This window comes from Mycobacteriales bacterium (assembly GCA_035550055.1).
Classification (GTDB): Bacteria; Actinomycetota; Actinomycetes; order JAFAQI01; family JAFAQI01; genus DASZTV01.
Genome location: DASZRO010000108.1, coordinates 15,983 through 36,647, shown reverse-complemented (window position 1 = coordinate 36,647; position 20,665 = coordinate 15,983). Strand labels below are relative to the sequence as shown.

General features: G+C 70.0%; 17 protein-coding genes. 4 read left to right on the top strand and 13 right to left on the bottom strand.

Annotated elements, in window-relative coordinates; all coding sequences use genetic code 11:
* Positions 1-360, top strand: a 360-nt coding sequence (locus VG899_15735) for a methyl-accepting chemotaxis protein (GenBank protein HWA67813.1), incomplete at its 5' end; no start/stop codon positions are given.
* Between the two features lie 104 nt (positions 361-464).
* Here the strand turns inward: VG899_15735 and VG899_15730 are convergent.
* The gene (locus VG899_15730; GenBank protein HWA67812.1) at positions 465-1,568 is read right to left on the bottom strand and encodes a hypothetical protein; all 1,104 of its coding nucleotides are present in this window, start codon (positions 1,566-1,568) and stop codon (positions 465-467) included.
* Positions 1,565-2,221: a sigma-70 family RNA polymerase sigma factor gene (locus VG899_15725; GenBank protein ID HWA67811.1), complete on the bottom strand. Its 657-nt coding sequence runs from the start codon at positions 2,219-2,221 to the stop codon at positions 1,565-1,567. The genes VG899_15730 and VG899_15725 overlap by 4 nt, the downstream gene beginning before the upstream one ends.
* 174 nt (positions 2,222-2,395) lie before the next feature.
* On the opposite strand from VG899_15725, the gene VG899_15720 reads away from it, so the two are divergent.
* Positions 2,396-3,139 carry a hypothetical protein gene (locus VG899_15720; protein ID HWA67810.1) on the top strand — a complete coding sequence of 248 codons (744 nt, stop codon included), beginning with the start codon at positions 2,396-2,398 and terminating at the stop codon, positions 3,137-3,139.
* On the opposite strand, the gene VG899_15715 is transcribed toward VG899_15720, so the two are convergent.
* Positions 3,129-4,526: a hypothetical protein gene (locus VG899_15715; GenBank protein ID HWA67809.1), complete on the bottom strand. Its 1,398-nt coding sequence runs from the start codon at positions 4,524-4,526 to the stop codon at positions 3,129-3,131. The two genes, VG899_15720 and VG899_15715, sit on opposite strands and share 11 nt — an antisense overlap.
* A 185-nt stretch (positions 4,527-4,711) precedes the next feature.
* Between VG899_15715 and VG899_15710 the strand changes: the two genes are divergently transcribed.
* Positions 4,712-5,536: a G1 family glutamic endopeptidase gene (locus VG899_15710; GenBank protein HWA67808.1), complete on the top strand. Its 825-nt coding sequence runs from the start codon at positions 4,712-4,714 to the stop codon at positions 5,534-5,536.
* 16 nt (positions 5,537-5,552) lie between these two features.
* Here the strand turns inward: VG899_15710 and VG899_15705 are convergent, their stop codons facing one another.
* The 4 genes from VG899_15705 to VG899_15690 form a co-directional block, all read right to left on the bottom strand.
* Positions 5,553-7,256 (bottom strand): GMC family oxidoreductase, encoded by a 1,704-nt coding sequence (locus VG899_15705; protein HWA67807.1) that lies wholly within the window; start codon positions 7,254-7,256, stop codon positions 5,553-5,555.
* Positions 7,249-8,034: a gluconate 2-dehydrogenase subunit 3 family protein gene (locus VG899_15700; GenBank protein ID HWA67806.1), complete on the bottom strand. Its 786-nt coding sequence runs from the start codon at positions 8,032-8,034 to the stop codon at positions 7,249-7,251. Before VG899_15700 ends, VG899_15705 begins: the two co-directional genes overlap by 8 nt.
* Positions 8,035-8,137: 103 nt before the next feature.
* A complete protein-coding gene (locus VG899_15695; protein HWA67805.1) occupies positions 8,138-8,851 on the bottom strand; it encodes an MBL fold metallo-hydrolase in 714 nt (237 codons plus the stop codon).
* A 195-nt stretch (positions 8,852-9,046) separates the two neighbouring features.
* Complete coding sequence (locus VG899_15690) at positions 9,047-9,994, bottom strand: crotonase/enoyl-CoA hydratase family protein (protein ID HWA67804.1); 948 nt, start codon at positions 9,992-9,994, stop codon at positions 9,047-9,049.
* 78 nt (positions 9,995-10,072) lie between these two features.
* Between VG899_15690 and VG899_15685 the strand changes: the two genes are divergently transcribed.
* Positions 10,073-12,010: a hypothetical protein gene (locus VG899_15685; GenBank protein ID HWA67803.1), complete on the top strand. Its 1,938-nt coding sequence runs from the start codon at positions 10,073-10,075 to the stop codon at positions 12,008-12,010.
* Between the two features lie 115 nt (positions 12,011-12,125).
* On the opposite strand, the gene VG899_15680 is transcribed toward VG899_15685, so the two are convergent.
* The 6 genes from VG899_15680 to VG899_15655 all read right to left on the bottom strand — a co-directional run bounded on the left by VG899_15680 (position 12,126) and on the right by VG899_15655 (position 20,656).
* On the bottom strand, positions 12,126-14,375 hold the full coding sequence (locus tag VG899_15680; protein HWA67802.1) for a glycosyltransferase family 39 protein: 2,250 nt from the start codon (positions 14,373-14,375) through the stop codon (positions 12,126-12,128).
* Entirely contained in the window at positions 14,372-15,619 is a 1,248-nt protein-coding gene (locus tag VG899_15675; protein HWA67801.1) for a bifunctional glycosyltransferase family 2/GtrA family protein, read from the bottom strand. The genes VG899_15680 and VG899_15675 overlap by 4 nt, the downstream gene beginning before the upstream one ends.
* Positions 15,620-15,688: 69 nt before the next feature.
* Entirely contained in the window at positions 15,689-17,602 is a 1,914-nt protein-coding gene (locus VG899_15670) for a glycosyltransferase family 39 protein (GenBank protein HWA67800.1), read from the bottom strand.
* 119 nt (positions 17,603-17,721) lie between these two features.
* Positions 17,722-18,489: an ABC transporter permease gene (locus tag VG899_15665; protein HWA67799.1), complete on the bottom strand. Its 768-nt coding sequence runs from the start codon at positions 18,487-18,489 to the stop codon at positions 17,722-17,724.
* Positions 18,486-19,391, bottom strand: a complete 906-nt coding sequence (locus tag VG899_15660; protein ID HWA67798.1) for an ABC transporter ATP-binding protein — start codon at positions 19,389-19,391, stop codon at positions 18,486-18,488. The genes VG899_15665 and VG899_15660 overlap by 4 nt, the downstream gene beginning before the upstream one ends.
* Positions 19,388-20,656, bottom strand: coding sequence for an acyl-CoA dehydrogenase family protein (locus VG899_15655; protein HWA67797.1), 1,269 nt, complete (start codon positions 20,654-20,656; stop codon positions 19,388-19,390). Before VG899_15655 ends, VG899_15660 begins: the two co-directional genes overlap by 4 nt.
* Positions 20,657-20,665: the final 9 nt, after the last annotated feature.

The following is a 20,665-nucleotide window of genomic DNA, read 5'->3' as shown; positions in this document are numbered from 1 at the left end:
CAGATCTCGGCGATCGTGGCGGAGATCCAGTCGGAGACCTCGGCCACGATCCTCGCCAGCGAGGAGGGCTCCAAGGAGGTACGTACCGGCTCCGAGCTGGCGCGCGGCGTCGTCGACGCCCTCGAACGGATCTCGGCGATGGTGGACGAGACGACGACGGCCGCCAAGGAGATCTCGGTGGCGACCCAGCAGCAACGGTCGGCCTCGGACCAGGTCGTCGCCGCGATGACCCAGGTCTCGGACGTCTCGCGGCAGTACGCCATCGGCTCCAAGCAGTCCGCCGCTGCCGCCGCCCAGCTCAACAACCTCGCCGCCGAGCTGCGCGCCGCGATCAGCCAGTTCCGCGTCGAGCCGGTCTGACCCGCCCCGCCCGGCCCGGCCCGGCCCCGTACGAAGTAGCACACAAGTGCCCGCAAAATGTCGCGTACGTCGCCGGGTGTCCGGTTCGTACGCCGGGTTGTGTGCTACTTCGAACTGGGGTGGGGGTTCGGGGGTGGGGCGTCGTGGTCGCTGCTGGCCGGGCCGGAACCTTCGGCCGGCGGCTGGCGGGTGGGTTGTTGGCGGGGTTGGCCGGTGCGGGGTTGGCCGGTGCGGGGTTGGCCGGTGCCGGGTTGGCCGGTGCCGGGTTGGCCAGTGGGAGGTGCACCGGTCGGGGGTGCGGCAGGTTGGCTTTGCTGGCCGACTGGAGTCGCCGGGGCGCTACGCCGCGGCGGGGGCTGCGCTCCCGCGGTTGGCGCCGGCGACGGGTGCGTCGGTTCGGGCGTGACGACGGTCCCGGTCCCGGTCCCGGTCCCGGTCCCGGTCCCGGGGACGGGCTGCCGGATGACGGTGCCGCCGTTGCCTGTGCCGCCGTTGCCGGTCCCGCCACCGCCTGTGCCGCCCGTGCCGCCGTTGCCGCCGGCACCGCGATCGCCGAGGTTCGGACGCGGCGCGGCGGCTGGCGCGGACTGGCGGGCCGCGCGACCGGCCGGCGAGGCGGCTACCCGCTGCTCGAGGGTGTCCAGCTGGTGACGGATCTCGGGTCGCTGCTGCGCGAGCGTCAGCGGGAGCAGGTGGCTGACGTGGGTCAGATCGGCACGCGCCTCCGACACCAACCGGTCGCGCTGGCGAGGGGACGCCGTGCTCGCATCGGCGATCAGCAGGTCGGCGTGCCGGAGCAGCTGGCGTGACTCCACGGTTGCGGTAGCGGCAGGTGACACGACGACCTGCCCTCGGCTGATCAGCACCGTCGCGGCGACGATGACCGCCGCGAGCGCGGTCCCCATCGCCGGCGCCAGGACGCGCCAGGTCACCCGCCGCGGACTGGGCGCCGCGGGGGTCAGCCGGAGCAGCTCGGCGGGGATGGGTACGGCGTCGAGCTCGCCGACGCCGTAGTCGAGGTCCACGTCGTAGGCGAAGTCCAACAGCGCGTCGGCGAGCGGGTCGCCGTCGAAGCGTGCGCTGTCCCGGCTGCCCACTGCGGTGAGAAGGGCATCGGTGTTCGCGAGCTGGACCTCACGCGGCTTGGACGCACCGAGGCCGAGCCGGCGATGGGTCCAGTCTCGGCGGATGTTGCCTCCCCTGCTCATCGCGGCACCTCCTTGCCTCGGCGGGGCCGGGCGTCGGCCTGGTCGGTTGCGCTGTGCGCGACGTAGAGGCTTCGCAGCTTGCTCACCGCGCGGTGTTGCAAGACGTGCACGCTGCCGGGTGACAGCCCGAGCGCTTCGGCGGTCTCCTTGCCCGAGAGCCCAACGACGGTACGAAGCAGCAGCACTTCGCGCTGCGTCGCGGGTAGCTGCCGGAGCAGCTGTGCCATCTGGCGGGCGGAGTCGCTCGCGACGGCGCGGTCCTCGGGCCCGAGGTTCGCGTCGGCGACGGTGAGGGCGCCGCGGCTCGTGTCGGCTTCGAGTTCGACGGTTCGGGCCAGCGCGCCCTGGCGCATCTGGCGTCGTACGCCGTCGGTGGTCTTGTTGCGAGCGACCGTGAAGACGAATCCCCACATCGACCGGCCGGTCTCCCGCCACTGCGGGACGACCTTCACGACCGCGAGGCACACCTCCTGGGCGAGGTCCTCCGCGTCGTGACGGGACAGCCGTTGCGCGCCGGCGTAGCGCAGCACTGCGCGGCGTACCTCGCGCAACAGCTCGTCCAGCGCGCCGATGTCGCCGATCCTGGCGCGCCCGACGAGCCGGTTGAGGCGGTCCTCGCCCTCAGCCGGCAGGTCGGCCCCCCTGCGCGCCACTGGCCTCACTCCCGGATAACGCCCGTGAACGGCGAAACCGTAACCGCTGAGACGTCGCGGTCGCTGGACGCTGCCTGTGAGGTTGCTGAGAATCCGCCCGGATTGTTACGTCCGGGCCCTGATGATCGTTGTGCTGTCCGAAGGCCTCACTCCCGGACGATGGAAGGACCCCAGATGAAGGCAGGACTGTCGACTGGACTGCGCGTCGCGGCGTGGTCAGCGAGCTCGCTGCTCGTGGTCGGCGCGGTAGCGGGCACCGCAGACGCCGCCACGCACCACACGAGCAACGCAAAGACCGCCAAGACAGCGAAGACCGCGAAGAGCGCCGCGCAGTCGAAGCGGCGTGCGGCCGACGCGGACCCGATCGCCCCGACCCCGACGGCCACTCCCACCGCGGGTACGCCGCGACCGGGTGGCGGGCGACCCGGTGGCGGGCGACCCGGAGTGCCCGGGGGCTTCGGCGGACCGCAGCTGCTGCACGGCAGCGCGACGGTCGAGACGAAGGACGGCTCGTACGAGACCTACCTCTCGCAGACCGGCACGGTCTCCGCGGTCACCGCGACCTCGATCACGGTGGTCAGCGCGGACAAGTTCTCCCAGACCTACACCGTCGGCGACGACACGAAGGTCATGAAGAACGGGTCGAAGGCCGACGCGAGCAGCGTCGCGACCGGCGACACCGTCATGGTGGTCGGCGAGCAGGACAAGGACGCCGTGGATGCGGAGTTCGTCCTCGACGGCAAGCCGACCCGTCCGACGCCTCCCACCGGTGCGCCCACTGCCGTGCCGACGGCGAGCGCCTCGTCGAGCGCGGCTCCCGGCCGCGGCTACGGAGGGCCCGGCGGCTTCGGCGGGTTCGGTGGATTCGGTGGCAGCTTCGGTCCGCCGCCCGCCGGCCAGTCGGGGGTCAGCCGATAGGGGTCTTGGTGAAGACCCGTCGCCCGTCGGGGGTGACGACGGACGTGACGGTGTGGGTAGGGCCGCTGCGGTCGTAGACGACCGTGCTCGCCTCGTCACGTCCGTCCACCGGGTCGGCCGCGGCACCGACCGGCCGTGCATCGTGTTCGACCTGGTCGTTGCAGTCGATGTAGCGGTACTTCGCCGGCGGCTCGGTCGAGTAGATGCCGAACGCGTGCTTGGTGGCGCAGCCGCCGTTTGCGTGGACGAGAGCTTTTCCGCCTTCCCGCACCAGGGGGACCATCGCGGCGATGGCGTGACCGGAGGAGTTCGCGATCGGCGCGCCGGCAAAACCGAGTCCGCCGGTCACGGTGAGCGGTCGGTCGAGGTCGAGCCCGAGCTCGGCCGCTGACATCTGCACGATCGACGGGAAGCAGGCGTAGAGGTCCACGTGCTCGATGTCACCGATGTCGAGCCCTGACTCCCGTAATGCGGTGCGACCTGCTGCGGCGAGCCCGGGTACGCCGTGCAGCACGCGTCGTTGCGCGACCGTCCAGGTCTCGTGGCTCGTCGTACCGACGAGCGGGAACACCAGCCGGTCGGTGGAGATGCCGGCCGCCCGCGCCGCGTCGACGCTGCACAGCAGGATCGCGGACGCCATGTCGACGAGGTTGTTGGCGACCATGCACTTCGTGTACGGGAAGGAGATCATCCGGTTGTCGGGCGTGGGCTCGCGGATGGTCTCGGCGTCGTAGGACCGGCGGTCCCAGGAGTACGGGTTGCCGACGGCCACGTCGTTGAAGCGTGACCACAGCGCTGCGATGTGGTCGCGATGGTCGTCCATCGTCGCACCGAGTGCGCGTCGCAGACTGTCCTCGAACAGCGCGTAGAAGGTGACCGGGCCACCGAGCTCGAGAGTCTCGACGACGACCTCGTCGGGGATGTCCGCGATCCGTTCGGGCGCGACCGTCCCCGGGTCCCTGCACCATCGCGGCTCTTCGCCGGCGCGTTGCAGCCGTTCGCGCGAGGAGCGTGCCTCCCCGCCGAGAACGAGGGCCACGTCGAGCTCCCCGTCCGCGATGCGCTGGGCGGCGAGTGACACAAGCTCCTGCGGCGACGTGCCGCTCAGGAACGTCAGGCAGGTGGCAGCGTCGGGCGAGCCGAGCTGTGCGCCGACCACCTGACCGGGATTGGTGTAGGACCAGAAGCCGCCGACCACTCCGATCCAGTCGAGCTTGGCGAGCAGACCGGCTGCACCGGCGTCGTCGGCCGCGGCCCGGGCAGCATCGACCATCAGCTCGATCGGCCCACGCAGATCAGCGACGTCGACCGACGGGTCGGGTCGTTGGATGACCTGTGCCGCCCCGACGATGGCCGGCGTGCTCTCGTCGAGTGCGACGCGGCTCACGGCGGACACGATAGGGTTTTCGACTGGGTAGAGCAGGCACCCGGCAGTTGACACCGGCGAAGGCGAGGTTTCGATCCTGCCTTTTCAGGGCAGTCCGGACGCGACATCATGTTCGCAGCGGGCAAGTCAGCGCGTGTGCGGGGCACGCGTGACCTGCCCATCCGCATCTCACGGATAGGGCCGGCATGCATCGACGCTCAATCGTCACCGTCATCTCCTCTCTCGGGGTCTGCGCCGCCATCGCCGCGACCGCAGCGCCCCTTGCGAGCGCGGGCGGGGGCGTCGTACAAGGCCGTCTGCTCAAGACGAGCGCCCGCGAGGTCCTGCCGACCCACGGCGGCACCGCCACCAGCCTCAACTGGTCCGGGTATGCGGTCACGCCCGGCAGCGGGATCACCGGTGTCAGCTCGACGTTCACCGTGCCGTCGGCGGGCCTCGTCCCGCCCGGCTTCTCGGCCACCTGGGCCGGCATCGGCGGGTACACCGGTTCGGATCTGATCCAGGCGGGCGTCAGCGAGAACTCGGCGCTGGGCGGTCTGATCAGCGGTGGTCAGTACGGCGCGTGGTACGAGATCCTGCCTGCGTCCGAGACGCCGCTGACCAACTGCAGCGGCAACACCGCCTGCACCGTCAAGCCGGGGGACGTGGTGAGCGTCACCATCACGCAGGCCTCGGCCGGTCAGTGGGACGTGTCGCTGAAGGACCCCGCCGAGGGCTGGACGTTCGACAAGACGATCGCGTATGCGTCGAGTGGCTCATCGGCCGAGTGGATCTACGAAGCGCCCACCGTGCTGCTGCAGACCATCCCGGCCGCAACCGGTACGACCCACTTCGGCCCGACGTCGACGTACACCGACGCCACCGGGACCCACCCGATCGCCGCGGGCAACCCGACCATGATCGACATGGGACCGGGCGTCGGCATCAACGAGGCGACGCCGTCGGCGCTCGCCTCTGACGGCGAGTCGTTCAACGTCTGCGCATATGCGCAGACTTGCGCTGCTCCGTAATCGACCTTCGGCCGGCCTACGACGTGCCCGCGAGGTGGCGGGCCATGCGCAGGACAACCGCCATGATCGTCAACGTCGGGTTGTTGGCGCCCGACGTGGCGAAGACGCCGCCGTCGTGCACGTAGACGTTGTCGGTCGTGTGCACGCGCCCCCATTCGTCGACGACGGACGTCTTCGGGTCGGTTCCCATCTGCATCCCGCCGAGCACGTGCCGCGTGAGCGGTAGTGCGGCGGTGGCGCCCATCAGCGGAGTGTTGGCCGGGACGGCGGCGGACACCGTTGCGCCCGCCGCCTTCAGGACCGCAGTGATGAACGGGATGTAGAACTCCTGCGCGACCGTCTCGTGCTTGCCCGGCGCGTAGGTGATCCGCGGCGCGGGGAACCCGTGCCGGTCCTTCACCTTCGGGTCGAGGGTGACGTTGTTGGACAGGTAGGGCAGGTCGTGACCGAGCATCTGTACGCCGGCGATCCGGTCGCGCAGCAACGACGTACGCATCAGCTCTTTGAACGTCTGCCCGAACGGCTGCTCGGGTGAGATCGCACCGAGGATGTACTGGTAGAACTGCGCCTCGGCGAGCACCTCCTCGCTGCCGCCGAGCTCGCACAGGCCGCCTCGGATGTAGGGCAGCCCTTGCAGCTTCGCGAACGCCTTGGCCCCGACGAAGTCCGGGTCGGAGAAGTCCTCGAGGCAGTGCGTTTCGGCACCCCAGCTCTTGTAGGCGTGCAGCCGTTCGTCGAGGAAGAGCCCGAACCCCGAGGTGAAGTAGTGGAACATCAGCCGCTTGCCGATGCGGTCGTGCGGATCGGGCAACCGGGACATCAGCGCCAGCCGGGCGCTCTCGATGCCGGACGCAGCCAGGATCACGACGTCGCCGCGCTCGACCCCGCGGCGTCCGGACTGGTCGATCCAGGCGAGACCCGTCGCGCGCCGGCCTTTCATCTCCACCCGGTGGACCATCGTCTCCGGTCGCAGCTCGACCCGGCCGGTGAGCAGCGCTCGGTGCAGCAGGTCCAGTGAGCTGCCGCGGGCGGACGTCGGACAGCCGTAGGCGTCGCAGAAGCCGCAGTTGTTGCAGACCGGACGGCCGTTGTACGGCCGCGAGTTGATCGCGTGCGGGAACGGGTACGGATGCATGCCCAGCGCTTTCGCGCCGTCGGCCACCAGCTTGGACGCTCGTTGCGGCGGGCCCGGCGGCATCGGGTAGCCCTTGCTGCGTGGGGCGTGGGCCAGCACCGGGTGCTGCGGCATCGCGGACATGTCGCCCTGGATCCCGACCAGCTCCTCGAGCTCGTCGTACAGGTGCGAGAGGTCGGAGTACTCGAACGGCCAGTCGGCGACGTCCGCGCCGGGCTGCGGGCCGAGCAATGACAGCTGCTTGAAGTCGATGTCCCAGAAGCGGGGCATCGCCGCGCCGTAGTGGATCGTGCCGCCGCCGACCGCGACCGGCAGCTCGTTGACCGGGCCGACGTAGTAGCCGCTCTTCTGCGCCGCGCTGGTCCGGAAGGTGCGCGGGTACGCCGAGGGGTCTGGCAGCTCGAAGTTGCGCGTGAGCTTCAGGTTGTCGTTGGAGAAGACGGTCTTCGGCGGCCAGCTCTCGCCCAGCCCCGTGAAGTAGTTGGGCCCCTTCTCGAGCAGCACCACGTGCCAGCCCGCTTCCGCGAGGGTCATCGCGGTGACGCTCGCGCCGGCCCCTGATCCGGCGATGACCGCCTTACGCACGCCAGAGCCCGCTTGCGTAGATCTTCACGATGTTCTCGAAGTCGCCGAGCAGCTGGGACACGATGCCGGTGGGGTCGATGACGTCGACGTCGACTTGCGCCATCTCCTTGGCGGTGTAGCCGCGGGGTTGGCTGTCGCCGGGGTAGTCGATCTCCCGCCAGCCCGCGAGGCCCTTGTTGCCGCCGTACTCCGGCACCGAGTACATGCCTTCGATGGTGTGGCCGAACATGACGTTGGTGAACGGCAGGACCGCCTGCTTGGCGAGGATCAGGTCTTGCTGAAGGGGGGCGGCCTTGGTGAAGTCACCGGAGGCGTGCGCGTCGAGGGCCTTGATGCCGTCGCGGTAGGTCCGCTGCAGCGCCCTGATCCGCGTCCGCCACGCTTGGGCCTGCGCGCGGTCCGGTTTGACGAACCGCTGCATGTAGTCGGGCCCTTTGGTGTGCCGGTTGCTCCACGGCCCGCCCGCGAAGATCTTCGGGGTCGAGAACTCGAACATCGACAGCATCGTGTCGATGTAGCCGACCACGTCGCACTCGTGCGCGCCCGGGTGGCCGATCTCGAGGACGTCGTCTTCAGGGCCCGGTGCGATGCGCCTTGTGGCCGCGTCGACGACCGCGGCCTCGTGATCGGTGAAGAACCGGTACGTCGGGCCGGTTGCCGCTCCGCTTCGTGCTGGGCGCACCTTCGGGACCAGTGCCGTCAGCGGCAGCAGGCCCGCCGTACCGAGGACCCGCCGTCGGGTCGGGCGGCGCCGGAGCAAGCCAGGGTCGTCGGTCATGTCCAGAGCCTGACACGAGCGTCAGGGAAGTGCCCACCAGACGCGCGGCGCACGATCCGTCAGGACGCCGCCTCTTCGCGGTCCGTTCGAGTCAGCTCGACGCCTACTCGCTGATCCGGCGGCGATAGTCCGCAGCGAGCGAGTGCAGTGCCGCGGCACAGTCGCCGGCGTACGACGAACCGTGCATGAGCGCGAGAGTCGATGGGTTCAGGGCTGCCAGGCCTTCGACGGTGGCGGGCGTGGCCGCGCTCAGACTGCTCGCCCGAAACACGTCCTCGGCTTGCGAGGCCGGTTCAACGACGTCGCTCTCAGTCAGTGCCGGCCCGTTGCCGAGATGGCTGAAGAGGTCGCCGACGAACAACGTGGCGGTCGTCTCCTCGAAGAGCAACCGCGATTCCCAGTTGTGCGGGACGTGTGGCGTGTCGATGTGGCGGAACCGTTTCGTCCCCGTCTCGAGCACCTCTCCGTCCGCCAGTGGCCGAGGCGTCCGGTCCGCCATCTCGTCGAGTGACACCATGCAGCCGAGCGCACCGTGAGCAACCTGTGCGTTGGGCGCCGCTGCGAGGAACTGGTTCATCGCGCCGCACTCGTCGGACTCGACATGGCCGAAAGTGATCCAGCGCAGCTGCTCGACCGGGAGAACCTTCGATATCGCCTCCTGGACCGAGGGGAACATCGATCGGTGACCGGTGTGGAACAGCAGCGGCTCCTCGTCGACGACCAAGAACTGGTTGAAGGTGAATCCGGTCGGGCCGATCTCCGGCACGAAGGTGGACAGCCGATAAATGCTGGGGCCGATCTCTTCGACGGTCGTCATCGCGTCGCTCTCCTTCTGGGACGGCCTGCCTCGGGCAGGCAATGGGTGAGATACAGCAACGCTCCGTTACCTGGATCTTCCCCCAGCAACGCTCCGTTACCTGGCTTTTCGCCCAGCAACGCTCCGTTGCCGGGCTGATCGCCCCACCAACGCAGCGTTGCTGGGGAGGGGCCAGGGGGGTCAGGGCCAAGGGGGTCAGCCTTTGAAAGTGCTGGGGCCTCGGTCGCCGTACGGGTCGTCTCGCTCGGCGACCGCCTGCCGGAACCCGACCTCGGCGGCTCGCTGCTGGAACGCGTAGCCCTCGCGGGTGTGCCTCGAGATCCCGTCGAACACCGTCGAGACCATCGTCGAGTTCGCGACCCCTTGTGCCAGCAGCGCGCTGTTGAGGGCGAGCTTGGCCATGATGAGCTGGTTGACCGGCATGCGGGCGATCCGCTCGAGCAGGATCTCGGTGCGCTCGTCGAGATCGGCGGGAGCCGGCGCCTCGATGGCGAGCCCCCACTCCAACGCCTCCGCGCCGGAGATCGTGTCACCGGTGAACAGCAGTCGCTTCGCTCGCTGGTCGCCGATGCGGTGCGCCCACATCCCGGCCGCCGGGATTCCCCACACCCGGGTCGGCGGGTACCCGATCTTGGTGTTGTCCGCCGCGATGATCTGGTCGGCGTAGAGCGCGATGTCGGTCCCGCCGGCGACGCAGAAGCCATGCAGCTTCGCGACGGTCGGCTTGTTCGCATGCAGCAGCGAGGAGAACCCGCGGTTGAAGCGGCTCATCATCGCGTAGTCGACCATCGGGTCCCAGGTGCCGTTCGGGTCGTGGTTGGCGACCTGTACGCCGGAGGACAGCACGGTGCCTGACCGACGTGCCGACGGCGCCCGCCCGCTCTCGTCGAGCCGCTCAGCGAAGGCCGCGAGGTCGTAGCCGCCGCAGAACCCCTTGCCGCGGCCGGACACCACGATCACGTGGACCGCCGGGTCGAGATCGGCCCGCTCGACCGCGTCTGCGAGCTCGATCGGGGTGTCGTAGGTGATCGCGTTGCCCTGGTCGGGCCGGTTGAAGGTGATCCGCGCGATCCGCCCGGTGACCTCGTAGGTCATCGTGCGGTATTCGGGATGCTCAGCCCTCGCGCCGGCGAGGCCGGCGATCGGTGAGTCGTCGTACCACTGGGCCGGTCGGTCGTCTGTCACGGCGGCAGCGTACGACCGACGGTAGGGTCCCGCTCCATGGTGGGGGAGACGACGAGGCGACGTCGCCGACCGAGCGCGGCGCAGCCGGCCGGCGCGCGCTCGGCAGATGGTGCGCTGATCGTCCGCAAGGCCGAACCGAGCACGCGAGAGGTCGCGCGTTACCGGTTCGACGCGTTGCTGTCGCGCGGCCCGATGGGCGTCATCCTGCTGCTGCTCGCAGTGACGATGGCCTTCGTCGTCGTATCGGCGGCGATCATCTCGCTGGCTCATCTCGAGTACGGCGGCACCCATCGCGGATTCGGCGAGGACTTCTGGCAGAGCCTGCTGCGCGTCCTCGACTCCGGAACGTTCGCCTCCGACACCGACTGGGCCGTCCGCGTCATCGCGCTGATCGTCACGCTGTCGGGCATCTTCATCGCCAGTGCGCTGATCGGCATCATCGCGACCGGGTTCGAGCAGCGCATCGAGGCGCTACGGCGGGGACGCGGCGCCGTCATCGAGAGCGGACACACGGTCGTCCTCGGTCGGTCACCGCTGCTGTTCACGATCCTGTCCGAGCTCGCCATCGCCAACGAGAGCCGCCGGCGACCGGCAGTGGTCGTGCTGTCGGTGAGCGAGAAGGCCGAACTCGAGGACGAGATCGCCGCGCGCGTGGGCGACCTGCGCAACACCCGCTTGATCGTCCGGACCGGCGACCCAGCCAATCCGGCCAACCTGGAGCGGATCGCGATCACTTCAGCGCGGTCCGTCATCGTCCTGGCCGACGCTGACACCGACGGAGACGCGAGCGCGGTGAAGGCGGCACTCGCCGCGCACGCGCTACGCGGCGATGACGACGTACCGATCGTCGTCGAACTGGAGTCGGAGAGCACCGCGGCGGCGCTGGTCGCCGCCTGCGGCGAACGGGTCCGCCCGGTGCATGCCACCGACATCATCGCGAAGGTCGTGGCGCAGGCCTGCCGGCAGGCGGGGCTCGGTGCGGTGTATCGCGAACTGCTCGACTTCGACGGCGACGAGATGTACACCTACCCCGCAACCGACGTCGTTAGCAGGCGCTTCGGTGAGGTGCTTCTGGCCTACGCCGGGTGCACCGTGATCGGCGTCCAGCACGGCGACGGCAGGTTGAGTCTGTGCCCTGACCTGACGCTCGAGCTGGCAGCCGACGACAGCCTTCTGCTGATCGCTGAGGACGACAGCGCGATCAGCTTCACCGGTGTTCCCGAAGTGACACCGGCACCCGCCCGGCGGGGACGTGCCGTCCGCGAGTCCGGTGCCCAACGCCTCCTCGTCATCGGCTGGTCGGACCTCGGTGGCCGGATCGTGTCGGGGATCGACGAGATGCTGCCTCGTGGTGCTCGCCTCGACGTCGTCGTCGACCCAGCGGTGGTCGACCCGAGTGAGGTCGTGGTGGCGGGCATGAAGCATCGCCTGCATGCGATCGCCGATCCGGGAGTCGGCAACCTCAGCGTGGCGGACTTCGACCAGATCTTCGTGCTCGGTTATCGCGGCCACCTCACGCCCGCCGAAGCGGACGCTCGCACCCTGCTCACCATCATCACGCTGAACCGGGAGCTCGCCGCTGCCGCGCATCGGCCGCGGGTGGTCGCCGAGGTCCTGGAGTCGCGTACCGTGCCGCTTGCGGCGACGGCGGGCCTCGACGACTTCGTCGTCAGCGACGACCTCGCGAGTCTCCTCATGGCGCAGCTGTCGGAGAACCCGCAGCTGGCGGCCGTCTTCGGCGAGCTGTTCGGTGCCACCGGTCCGACGATCGCCATGCGGCCGGCCGGGCGGTACGTGAGCAGCGATGAGCACCCGTGGGGCGGCGTCGTACTCGCGGTCGCTGCCGCCGGTGACCTCGCGATCGGCTACCGCAACGCGGCCGACGCGGTGGTGGTGAACCCGGCGGCCGGCGAACCGGTGACCTTGGGTGAGGACGACCAGGTCGTCGTCCTCACCCGACGCTCGCTCGGCTGAGCCCAGGCCGACGCGGCGTACGTAAGAAAACACAAACGTGACGCGGGCCCCGGTTTCGGTGCCTCGAGAGCCCCGAAAACCGGAATCGCGTCACGTTTGTGTTTCCTTCGGGGCGTCAGGTGGCCGGCGAGGTCAGGTCGTAGACCGTGGTGGTGCCGATCGTGGTTGCGGAGTACGTCGACTCCACCCACGAGGTGATCTGCGCCGCGACGTCCGAGGCCTGACTTCCGCCGGCTCCGGCGCCCGGCCCGACGCCGGTGCCACCCGGGATGAAGTAGTGGATGTCGCCCTCGGCGACCCAGGCCTTGAACTGTGCCAGCGTCGGTGACGGATCCGTCCCGTTGAAACCGCCGATCGCCATCACCGGCTCATCGGCGCCGAGCTGATAGCCGGCGGCGTTCTGCGATCCGACGGTCGCCGCCACCCAGCGGTAGGCGGCCGCGTCTGACGTCAGCGCGGCGACGAGATCGGCGGACGGCGTCGGGGCGCTCAGCAACCCGCCGCCTCCCTGACCGGGCGCGCCGGTCACCGACCCCGGGCCCCGGCCGAGCGATCCGCCGCCTCCGAGCTGACCACCGATTCCGGGAAGCCCGCCCGTCGCCGACTGACCGCCCGGCCCGAAACCACCGGGAAAGCCGCCAAAGCTCGGGAAACCTCCTGCGGTCTGCCCGCCCGGCAGCCCGCCAAAACCGGGAAACCCGCCGGTTCCGCCACCGATGCGGCCCGGCCCGCCGCGTGCCGCCGGCCCGCCGCCGGGGCCGAAGCCGACTGCGGCCGGGCCGGCGGAGGGCAGGGAGCCCGTGTGCGGGGTCGCCGCGGTCGCGATCGAGTACGCCCCCGGGCCCGCCAGCGAGACCACCAGCGCCACCGCGCCGACCGCCGCCGCGATCCGGCGGCCGAGCCGGCCGCCCAGCATGGGTACGACGAGGATCGCGGCCGCTGCCGTCGTACCGATCAGTGCGATCGCCACCCGCAGCCACGGGTGCCAGCCGGGCGTGCGATCGAGCAGCGCCCAGGCCCACCAGCTGCTCAGCGCGACCGCGGCGGCGAGGGCGAGCCGGGCCCACCACGCGAAGCGGTGCTGCCACATCGCCGCCGCACCGATGCCGACCAGCGCACCGGTCGCCGGCGCGATTGCCACCGTGTAATAGGGGTGGATGATCCCGGACATGTAGCTGAAGGTCAGCCCGGTCGCCAGCAGAGAGCCGCCCCACAGGATCAGTTGCGCCCGCCTGCCGTCGGTCCGTGGTGTACGCCGCAACAGCCACCACGTCGAGACGAGCAGCAGCAGCGCCGTCGGGATCAGCCAGGACGCCTGGCCGCCGAACTCGCTGCTGAACATCCGCAGCAAACCGGTCCTGCCCCACATGCTCGTGCCGTTGCCCCCCGGGCCGCCGGCGCCGCCGCCACCACCGCCGCCGACGCTGCCGGTCTCGCTGCCGGTGATCCGGCCCAGGCCGTTGTAGCCGAAGATCAGGTTGAGCAAGCTGTTGTCCTGCGACCCGCCGATGTAGGGCCGCGAGGACGCCGGCCAGAGCTCGACGATCGCCACCCACCAGCCGGAGGCGACGACCATGGCTGCGCCGGCCGCGAGGAGCTGCACCACGCGGCGCCGCAGCCGGGTGTCCGCGGCGACCAGGTACGCCAGGGCGAACGCCGGTACGACGAGGAACGCCTGCATCATCTTCGTGATGAAGCCGGTGCCGACGAGCAGCGCCGCGAGCATCAGCCACCTCGTGGAGGCGCGGGTCGGCGCAGCTTCGACGGCGCGGGTGAGCGCGTAGCTGGCCGCCACCAGCAGCAGGACGAGCATCGCGTCCGGGTTGTTGAACCGGAACATCAGCGTGGCGACCGGCGTCAGGGCGAGCGAGGCTCCGGCGATGAGCCCGGCGCCGGCGCTGAAGTGCCGACGAACCGTCAGGTAGAGCAAGCCGACGGCCGCCACACCCATGAGCGCCTCGGGGACCAGGATCGACCAGCTGTTCAGGCCGAAGACCTTCGCCGAGACGTCCATCACCCACAGGAACGCCGGCGGTTTGTCGACCGTGATCGAGTTGCCGGAGTCGAGCGAGCCGAAGAAGAACGCCTTCCACGAGTGCGTGCCCGCTTGCACCGCCGCGCTGTAGAAGCTGTTCGCCCAGCCCGAGGCGCCGAGCCCCCACAGGTAGAGCAGCGCGGTGCCGCTCAGCAGGGCGAGCAGGCTCGGCCGCACCCAGGACGGATCTTGCGGGCGACCGCGAACGAGCCGGCGCAGCCGGCCGCCGCGGGCCGGCACGGACGCGACCGGGTCTGGGGCGCCTTCGCCGTCTGGTGCGGGCGCAACGCTAGAAGGTGCGTCGGGCATCGGGTCGAGGAGCGTGATCACGGCATGCTCCGCATTCCGCGCAGCAGCTCGCGGGTCGTCGGCGAGCCGTGCCGCGACGCGCGTCGACTTCGCGTCCCGGCTCTGAACACCCGCCGTAACAGCACGAACCGTACGACGGTGGCGACGAGGTTAGCCAGCACCAGTACGGCGATCTCCACCGCGCGGGCCGGCCGCCCGGCAAGCGCATGCAGTGCCGCGAGCGACCCGGATGTCAGTCCCAACGCGACGGCGAAGATGGCGAGGCCTTGCAGCTGGTGGCGCATCGCGCCCGTCCTGCCGCGTATGTCGAAGGTCAACCGCCGGTTCGCGGCCGTGTTGGCGACGCCGGTGACCAGCAGCGCCAGCGCGTTGGCGAGCAGGGCCGACATCGTCGTACGAAGTGCCGCGTAGAGCGCCACGTAGGCGAGGGTGCTCGCGGTGCCGATCCCGGCGAACCGGACGACTTCGGTGACGGCCCGCCCGCGCAGCGCCATCCGGGCCACACCTCTGAGATCGGCCAGCGCAGTCGGCACGATGTCGACGCGGCTGTCCGGGTCGTCGGTCCAGTCGACCGGGACCTCGTGGATGCGCAGACCCTCGCGTTCGGCCAGGACGAGCAGCTCGGTGTCGAAGAACCACGCCTCGTCCCGGACCTGCGGCAGCAGCCGGCGCGCGACGTCGGCGCGGATCGCCTTGAAGCCGCACTGCGCGTCGCTGAACCGCGCCGCAAGGACGGTGCGAAGGATGGCGTTGTAGCTGCGTGAGATCAGCTCGCGCTTCGGCCCGCGAACCACGCGTGAGCCCTCCGCGAGCCGGGTGCCGATGGCGATGTCGGAGTGACCGGACAGCAACGGCGCCACGAGCGGCAGCAGTCCCTTGAGGTCGGTCGAGAGGTCGACGTCCATGTAGGCGACGACGTCCGCGTCGCTGATCGACCATGCGCGCCGCAGCCCGCGACCGCGGCCCTTGTCCGGCAGCCGGATCAGCCGGACGCCGGGCAGCTCACGGGTGAGCTGCTGCCCGATCCGGTAGGTCGCGTCGGTGCTCGCGTTGTCGACGACGGTGATGCGCGCCGACAGTGGGAACGAGCTGTCGAGATACGCCCGCAGCCGGCGTACCGACGCATCGAGGGTCGCTTCCTCGTTGAACACCGGGATCGCGATGTCGACGGCGGGCGCGGTCGCGGAGTGCGGCGAGCTGCGCCGGTCGGCCGGCCGCGGCAGTCGCAGTGCGTCGTAGAGCTGTTCACTGTCCGTGATGGTCATGGCTCGAGGGTCGCCGTCGGAGATCAACACAACGTGAGGCCGTCCTGCGAGTTCCCTGTGAGTCCGGACTCAGTTCGTGCTCAGGTCGTAGAGCGTCGTGCCGTCGACCGTCGCGGGACGGAAGTTGGCCTCGACCCAGGCGGTGATCTGCGCGGCCGGCGTCGTGCCTGTGTTCGACCCGTCGCCCGACAGGCCGGCGCCGCCCGGGATGAAGTAGTGAACCTGTCCCTGCGCGACCAGCGACTCGAACCGCGCGCTGGTCGGGGACGGGTCCGTGCCGTTGTAGCCGCCGATCGACATCACCGGGCGCCGGCTGGCGAGCTGGTAGCCGGCGGCGTCTTCCGAACCCACCGTTGCAGCCACCCAGCGGTAGCCGGCGGCACCGGCGGCGAGGACGGTCGCGAGGGCGTGCGGCACCGTGGGCGCGTCGAGCAGACCACCGTTGCGATGCGTTGCGGCATCGGCGTCGAGTGTCCTGGCAGGAGTGATCACCGGTCCCGCCATCGGCAGGGATCCGGTGTGCGGGCGCGTGGCGGTCACGACCGAGTACGCCGCGGGACCGGCCAGCGATGCGACGAGCGCGGCCGCCGCGATCAGTGACTCGCGACGCCGGCGATGCAGGGGCGTGGTCGCGATCCCGACGACTGCGGCACCTCCGGCGAAGAGCACGAGCAGGCGCAGCCAGAGCTGCCAGCCGGGGGTGCGATCGAGCAGCTGCACCGACCACCACGCGGTGAGCGCCACCGCCCCAGCCAGCACGACCCGGGCGAGCCGCTCCTCGCGTCGCGCCCACAGCGACGTCGCACCGATCCCGACCAACACGCTGGTCGCCGGGGCGAGCGCGACCGTGTAGTAGGGATGCGTGATCCCGGACATCATGCTGAACGTCGCGCCTGTCACGAGCAGCCAGCCGCCCCACAGCACCAGCTGCGCCCGGCGCGGATCGGTACGCGGAGCGTGCCGTGACAGCCACAGCGTCGCGACCAGCAGCAGCAGCGCGGCAGGCAACAGCCACGAGCACTGGCCGCCGAACTGGGTGCTGAACAGTCGCAGCAGACCGGGCTTGCCGACCCCGTCGATCCCGACGCTGCCGGCCTCGTGGCCGGTGAGGCGGCCCAGGCCGTTGTAGCCGACGATGAGGCTCAGGACGCTGTTGTCCTGCGAGCCGCCGACATAGGGGCGGGCGTCGGCCGGCCACAACGTCACGATCGCCACCCACCAGCCGGACGCGACCAGCATCGCGGCGCCGGCGGCGAGCAGTTGCCCGATCCGCCGCCGCAGGGTGGTGTCTGCGGCGACCAGGTAGGCGAGCCCGAACGCCGGTACGACGAGGAACGCCTGCATCATCTTCGTGATGAAGCCGGTGCCGACCAGCAGGCCCGCCAGCAACAACCACCGCGTCGAGGCGCCACTCGCCGCTGACTCGACAGCACGGGTGACGGCGTACGCCGCGGCAACCACGAGGAGCACCAGCAACGCGTCCGGGTTGTTGAACCGGAACATCAACGTCGTGACCGGGGTCAGCGCCATGACGGCACCGGCCAGCAGACCCGCGGCCGGGGAGAAGATCCGGCGCACGGTCAGATAGATCAGACCGACGGTGGCGACGCCCATCAACGCCTCGGGCACCAGGATCGACCAGCTGCTCAGGCCGAACAGCCGTGCGGAGAGGTCCATGACCCACAGCGCGGCCGGCGGCTTGTCGACGGTGATCGAGTTCGCCGAGTCCAGCGAGCCGAAGAAAAGGGCCTTCCACGAGTGCGTGCTCGCTTGCGCGGCCGCGCTGTAAAAGCTGTTCGCCCACCCGGAGGAGCCGAGCCCCCAGAGGTAGAGGACGGCAGTGCCGGCAAGCAACGACAAGACGCCCGGCCGCACCCATGCCGGGTCGCCGTCGCGACCTCGCAGCACCCGTGGTGCCGGCCGGCGCGCGGTCGGTGGCCGCCACGACGAGGTCGTGTCGGGCCGCACGTCGAGCACCGTCATGGAGTCAGTGTCTGGCCAACTTCTCGCTGCGGGACCAGGCGCAAACGCCGCATTTCGCAGTACGACGGAATTCCGTCATTTGTGACTAGCCGAAACCAGCCCGACGGGTCATTGCGCGATCAGGTACGAGGCTCCCAGCTGAAGTAACGGACCGCGATCGCGATCCCGCCGACACCCCACGCCGCGACGACCAGGACGTCACTCCAGCGAAACGGAGTGCCGAGGAAGCCGGCGAGCATGCCGTCGGCGAAGTGGCGTACCGGGAAGATCCGGCTCACCCACTTGACCCAGCCCGCGGCGTCGTCGCCGAGCGGGATGAACACACCGGACAGGAACAGCAGCGGCAGCATGGACGCCTGCACCACGGGTGCGGCGGCGTCCATGTTCGGGATCGCCGCGGTGATCGCGAAGCCCAGAGCGCAGAACGCCATCGCACCGACGACGAGCATGACCAGGAAGCGCAGCAGCGTGGCGCCACCCGGGACGTGCGCGTGGTAGGCCAGCCGGCCGAAGCCGGCGGTGATGACGACCAGCAGGAGCGCGACGAACATCGCGTGCAGCACGCGCGCCGCGAAGAACGCGAGCGCCGGCATCGGAGTGCCGTTGGCGCGTTTGAGCACGCCGAAGTCCCGCTGGAAGGTGAGCGCGATCCCGACGTAGGTGTAGCAGGCCGAGATCACGCCGAACGCCGCCATCTGCGCGACGTAGTACGTCGACTGCCGCAGCTGCTCGTGGAACAGGTACACGTGGCCGTTGCCCAGCAACGCGGTGAAGATCACCAGCAGCATCAGCGGGAACGCGAACGTGAAGAACGCCGCGGTCGGGTTGCGCCAGTACGTCTTGTTGACGAAGCGGAGCTGGAAGCCGGTGAGCCTGACGAACCTCATGAGGTGTGCTCCGCAAGCAGCTGGAGGTAGGTGTCTTCGAGGGTGGGCCGGCGCAGCTGGAGGTCGTCCAACGCGATGCCGTTGCGCCGCGCCCAGCCGGTCAGCCGGTGCAGCGCGTCGGTCAGGTCCTCGGGCTCGACGGCGTACGACCCGTCAGGTGCGACGGTGGCGTCGAGCCCGCGTGGCGGCTTGGCGCCTTCCGGCAGCCGGAACGTCAGCAGCGGCCGCCGCCGGTCGCGTCCGCCGAGGCGGCTCGGGGGGCCCTCGACGACGATCTTGCCGTCGGCGATGATCGCCACCCGGTCGGCGAGCTGCTCGGCCTCGTCCATGTAGTGGGTGGTCAGCAGGACGGTCTTGCCGAGCTGGGCGAGGTCTCGCACGATCTGCCACGACTCCTGCCGGGCAGCGGGATCGAAGCCCGTCGTCGGCTCGTCCAGGAACAGCAGGTCGGGGTCGCCGGCCAGCGCGATCGCCACGTCGAGGCGACGCTGCTGCCCGCCGGAGAGCTTGACCACGCGGGTGTCGCGCTTGTGCCCCAGCCCGACCAGCTCGACCACTTCGTCGATCGGCCGAGGATGCGGGTAGTAGTAGGCGTAGAGCTCGATGGTCTCGGCGACGGTGAGGTAGGGATCGATGCCGCTGGCTTGCAGCACGATGCCGATCCGGTCCTTGAGCTGCGTTCGCTGCCGCCCGGGATCGAGTCCGAGCACGCTGACCTCGCCGCCGTCGCGCTGGCGGAACCCTTCGAGGATCTCGACCGTCGTGGTCTTCCCGGCGCCGTTGGGGCCGAGGATCGCGTAGACCGCGCCTACCTCGATGTCGAGGTCGATGCCGCGCACTGCATGCACGTTGCCGTAGCTCTTGGTCAGGCCGCGGACGCTTACCGCGACTTCCTTCGTCACTCGGCGACGCCCTTCGGCGCCTGCTGCTTCATGAAGCCGAACATGTAGCCGGCGATGCGGCGCATCTGGATCTCGTCGGAGCCTTCGGTGATCCGGTAGCGACGGTGGTGGCGGTAGATGTGTTCGAACGGCTTGTGCCGCGAGTAGCCGAGGCCGCCGTGCACCTGCATCGCCTGGTCGGCGGCGTCGCAACACAACCGGTTGGCCTGGTAGTTGCACATGGACACCTCGCGCGAAGCGGCGAACACGCCTTCGGTGTCCATGCGCCACGCCGTCTTGTGAATCAGGGCGCGCACCATCTCGGCGCGGGTCTGTAGCTCGACCAGCGGGAACTGGATCGCCTGGTTGGTGGCGAGCGGCTTTCCGAACGGCGCGCGTGTCTTCGCGTAGTCGACCGACTCGTTGATGCAGAACTGCGCGGCGCCGAGGCTGGAGGCAGCCTGGCGGATCCGGTTCTCGTTGAAGAAGTGCTGTACGACGGCGAGGCCGCGTCCTTCGCCGCCGAAGATCGCCGAGTCCGGCACGCGTACGTCGGTCAGCCTGACGTGGGCGTGATCGGTCGGCATGTTGAAGGTCCAGAGGTACTCCTCGACCTCGAAGCCGTCGGCGTCGGTCGGGACGAGGAACGCGGTGATGCCTCGGCCGTCACCGGCCTCGCCCGACGTACGCGCCATCACCATGTCGGCGTTGGCGACGTGGATCCCGGTGTTGAACGTCTTCTCGCCGTTGATGACCCACTCGTCACCGTCCCGGACGGCGGTCGTCTCCATGTGGGTGGCGTCCGAGCCGTGGTCGGGCTCGGTGATGCCGAACGCGAAGAACATCCGGCCTTCGAGCAGTCCGTCGATCCACTCCGCCTTCTGTTGCTCGGTCCCGTAGTGGAGCATCAGCAGCAGCGCCACGTTGTTGCCGACGATCGAGTGCTCGTTCTGCAGGTCGCAGTGCAACCCGAGACCCTTCGCCGCCAGGTGCTCGCGGATCACCGCCATCGCGAGATTGGAGCCGTCCTTTCCGCCGTACTCCTTCGGGTAGGGGAAGCGGTAGTGACCGGCCCGGTCGGCGCGCATCCGCGCCTCGTGCAGCAGCAGCTCCCACTCGCGGTTCGGCAGCCCGCCGCGCTCCCAGTCGGTGCGCGCGTCCTCGCGACGGTGGTCGAAGAACCGGATGTTGTCGTTCTCCGCCTCGAGCGGTCTGATCTCGCGCTCGATGAACGCGTCGAGCTCGTCGAGGTACTCGGAGAGCTCGGCCGGCAGTGCGAAGTCCATGGTGAGTTC

Coding starts and splice junctions, on each gene's coding strand:
- VG899_15730 (HWA67812.1), bottom strand. CDS start 1,568: ATGAGCAGGGGAGGCAACATCCGCCGAGACTGGACCCATCGCCGGCTC.
- VG899_15720 (HWA67810.1), top strand. CDS start 2,396: ATGAAGGCAGGACTGTCGACTGGACTGCGCGTCGCGGCGTGGTCAGCG.
- VG899_15710 (HWA67808.1), top strand. CDS start 4,712: ATGCATCGACGCTCAATCGTCACCGTCATCTCCTCTCTCGGGGTCTGC.
- VG899_15700 (HWA67806.1), bottom strand. CDS start 8,034: ATGACCGACGACCCTGGCTTGCTCCGGCGCCGCCCGACCCGACGGCGG.
- VG899_15695 (HWA67805.1), bottom strand. CDS start 8,851: ATGACGACCGTCGAAGAGATCGGCCCCAGCATTTATCGGCTGTCCACC.
- VG899_15685 (HWA67803.1), top strand. CDS start 10,073: ATGGTGGGGGAGACGACGAGGCGACGTCGCCGACCGAGCGCGGCGCAG.
- VG899_15675 (HWA67801.1), bottom strand. CDS start 15,619: ATGACCATCACGGACAGTGAACAGCTCTACGACGCACTGCGACTGCCG.
- VG899_15670 (HWA67800.1), bottom strand. CDS start 17,602: ATGACGGTGCTCGACGTGCGGCCCGACACGACCTCGTCGTGGCGGCCA.
- VG899_15665 (HWA67799.1), bottom strand. CDS start 18,489: ATGAGGTTCGTCAGGCTCACCGGCTTCCAGCTCCGCTTCGTCAACAAG.
- VG899_15655 (HWA67797.1), bottom strand. CDS start 20,656: ATGGACTTCGCACTGCCGGCCGAGCTCTCCGAGTACCTCGACGAGCTC.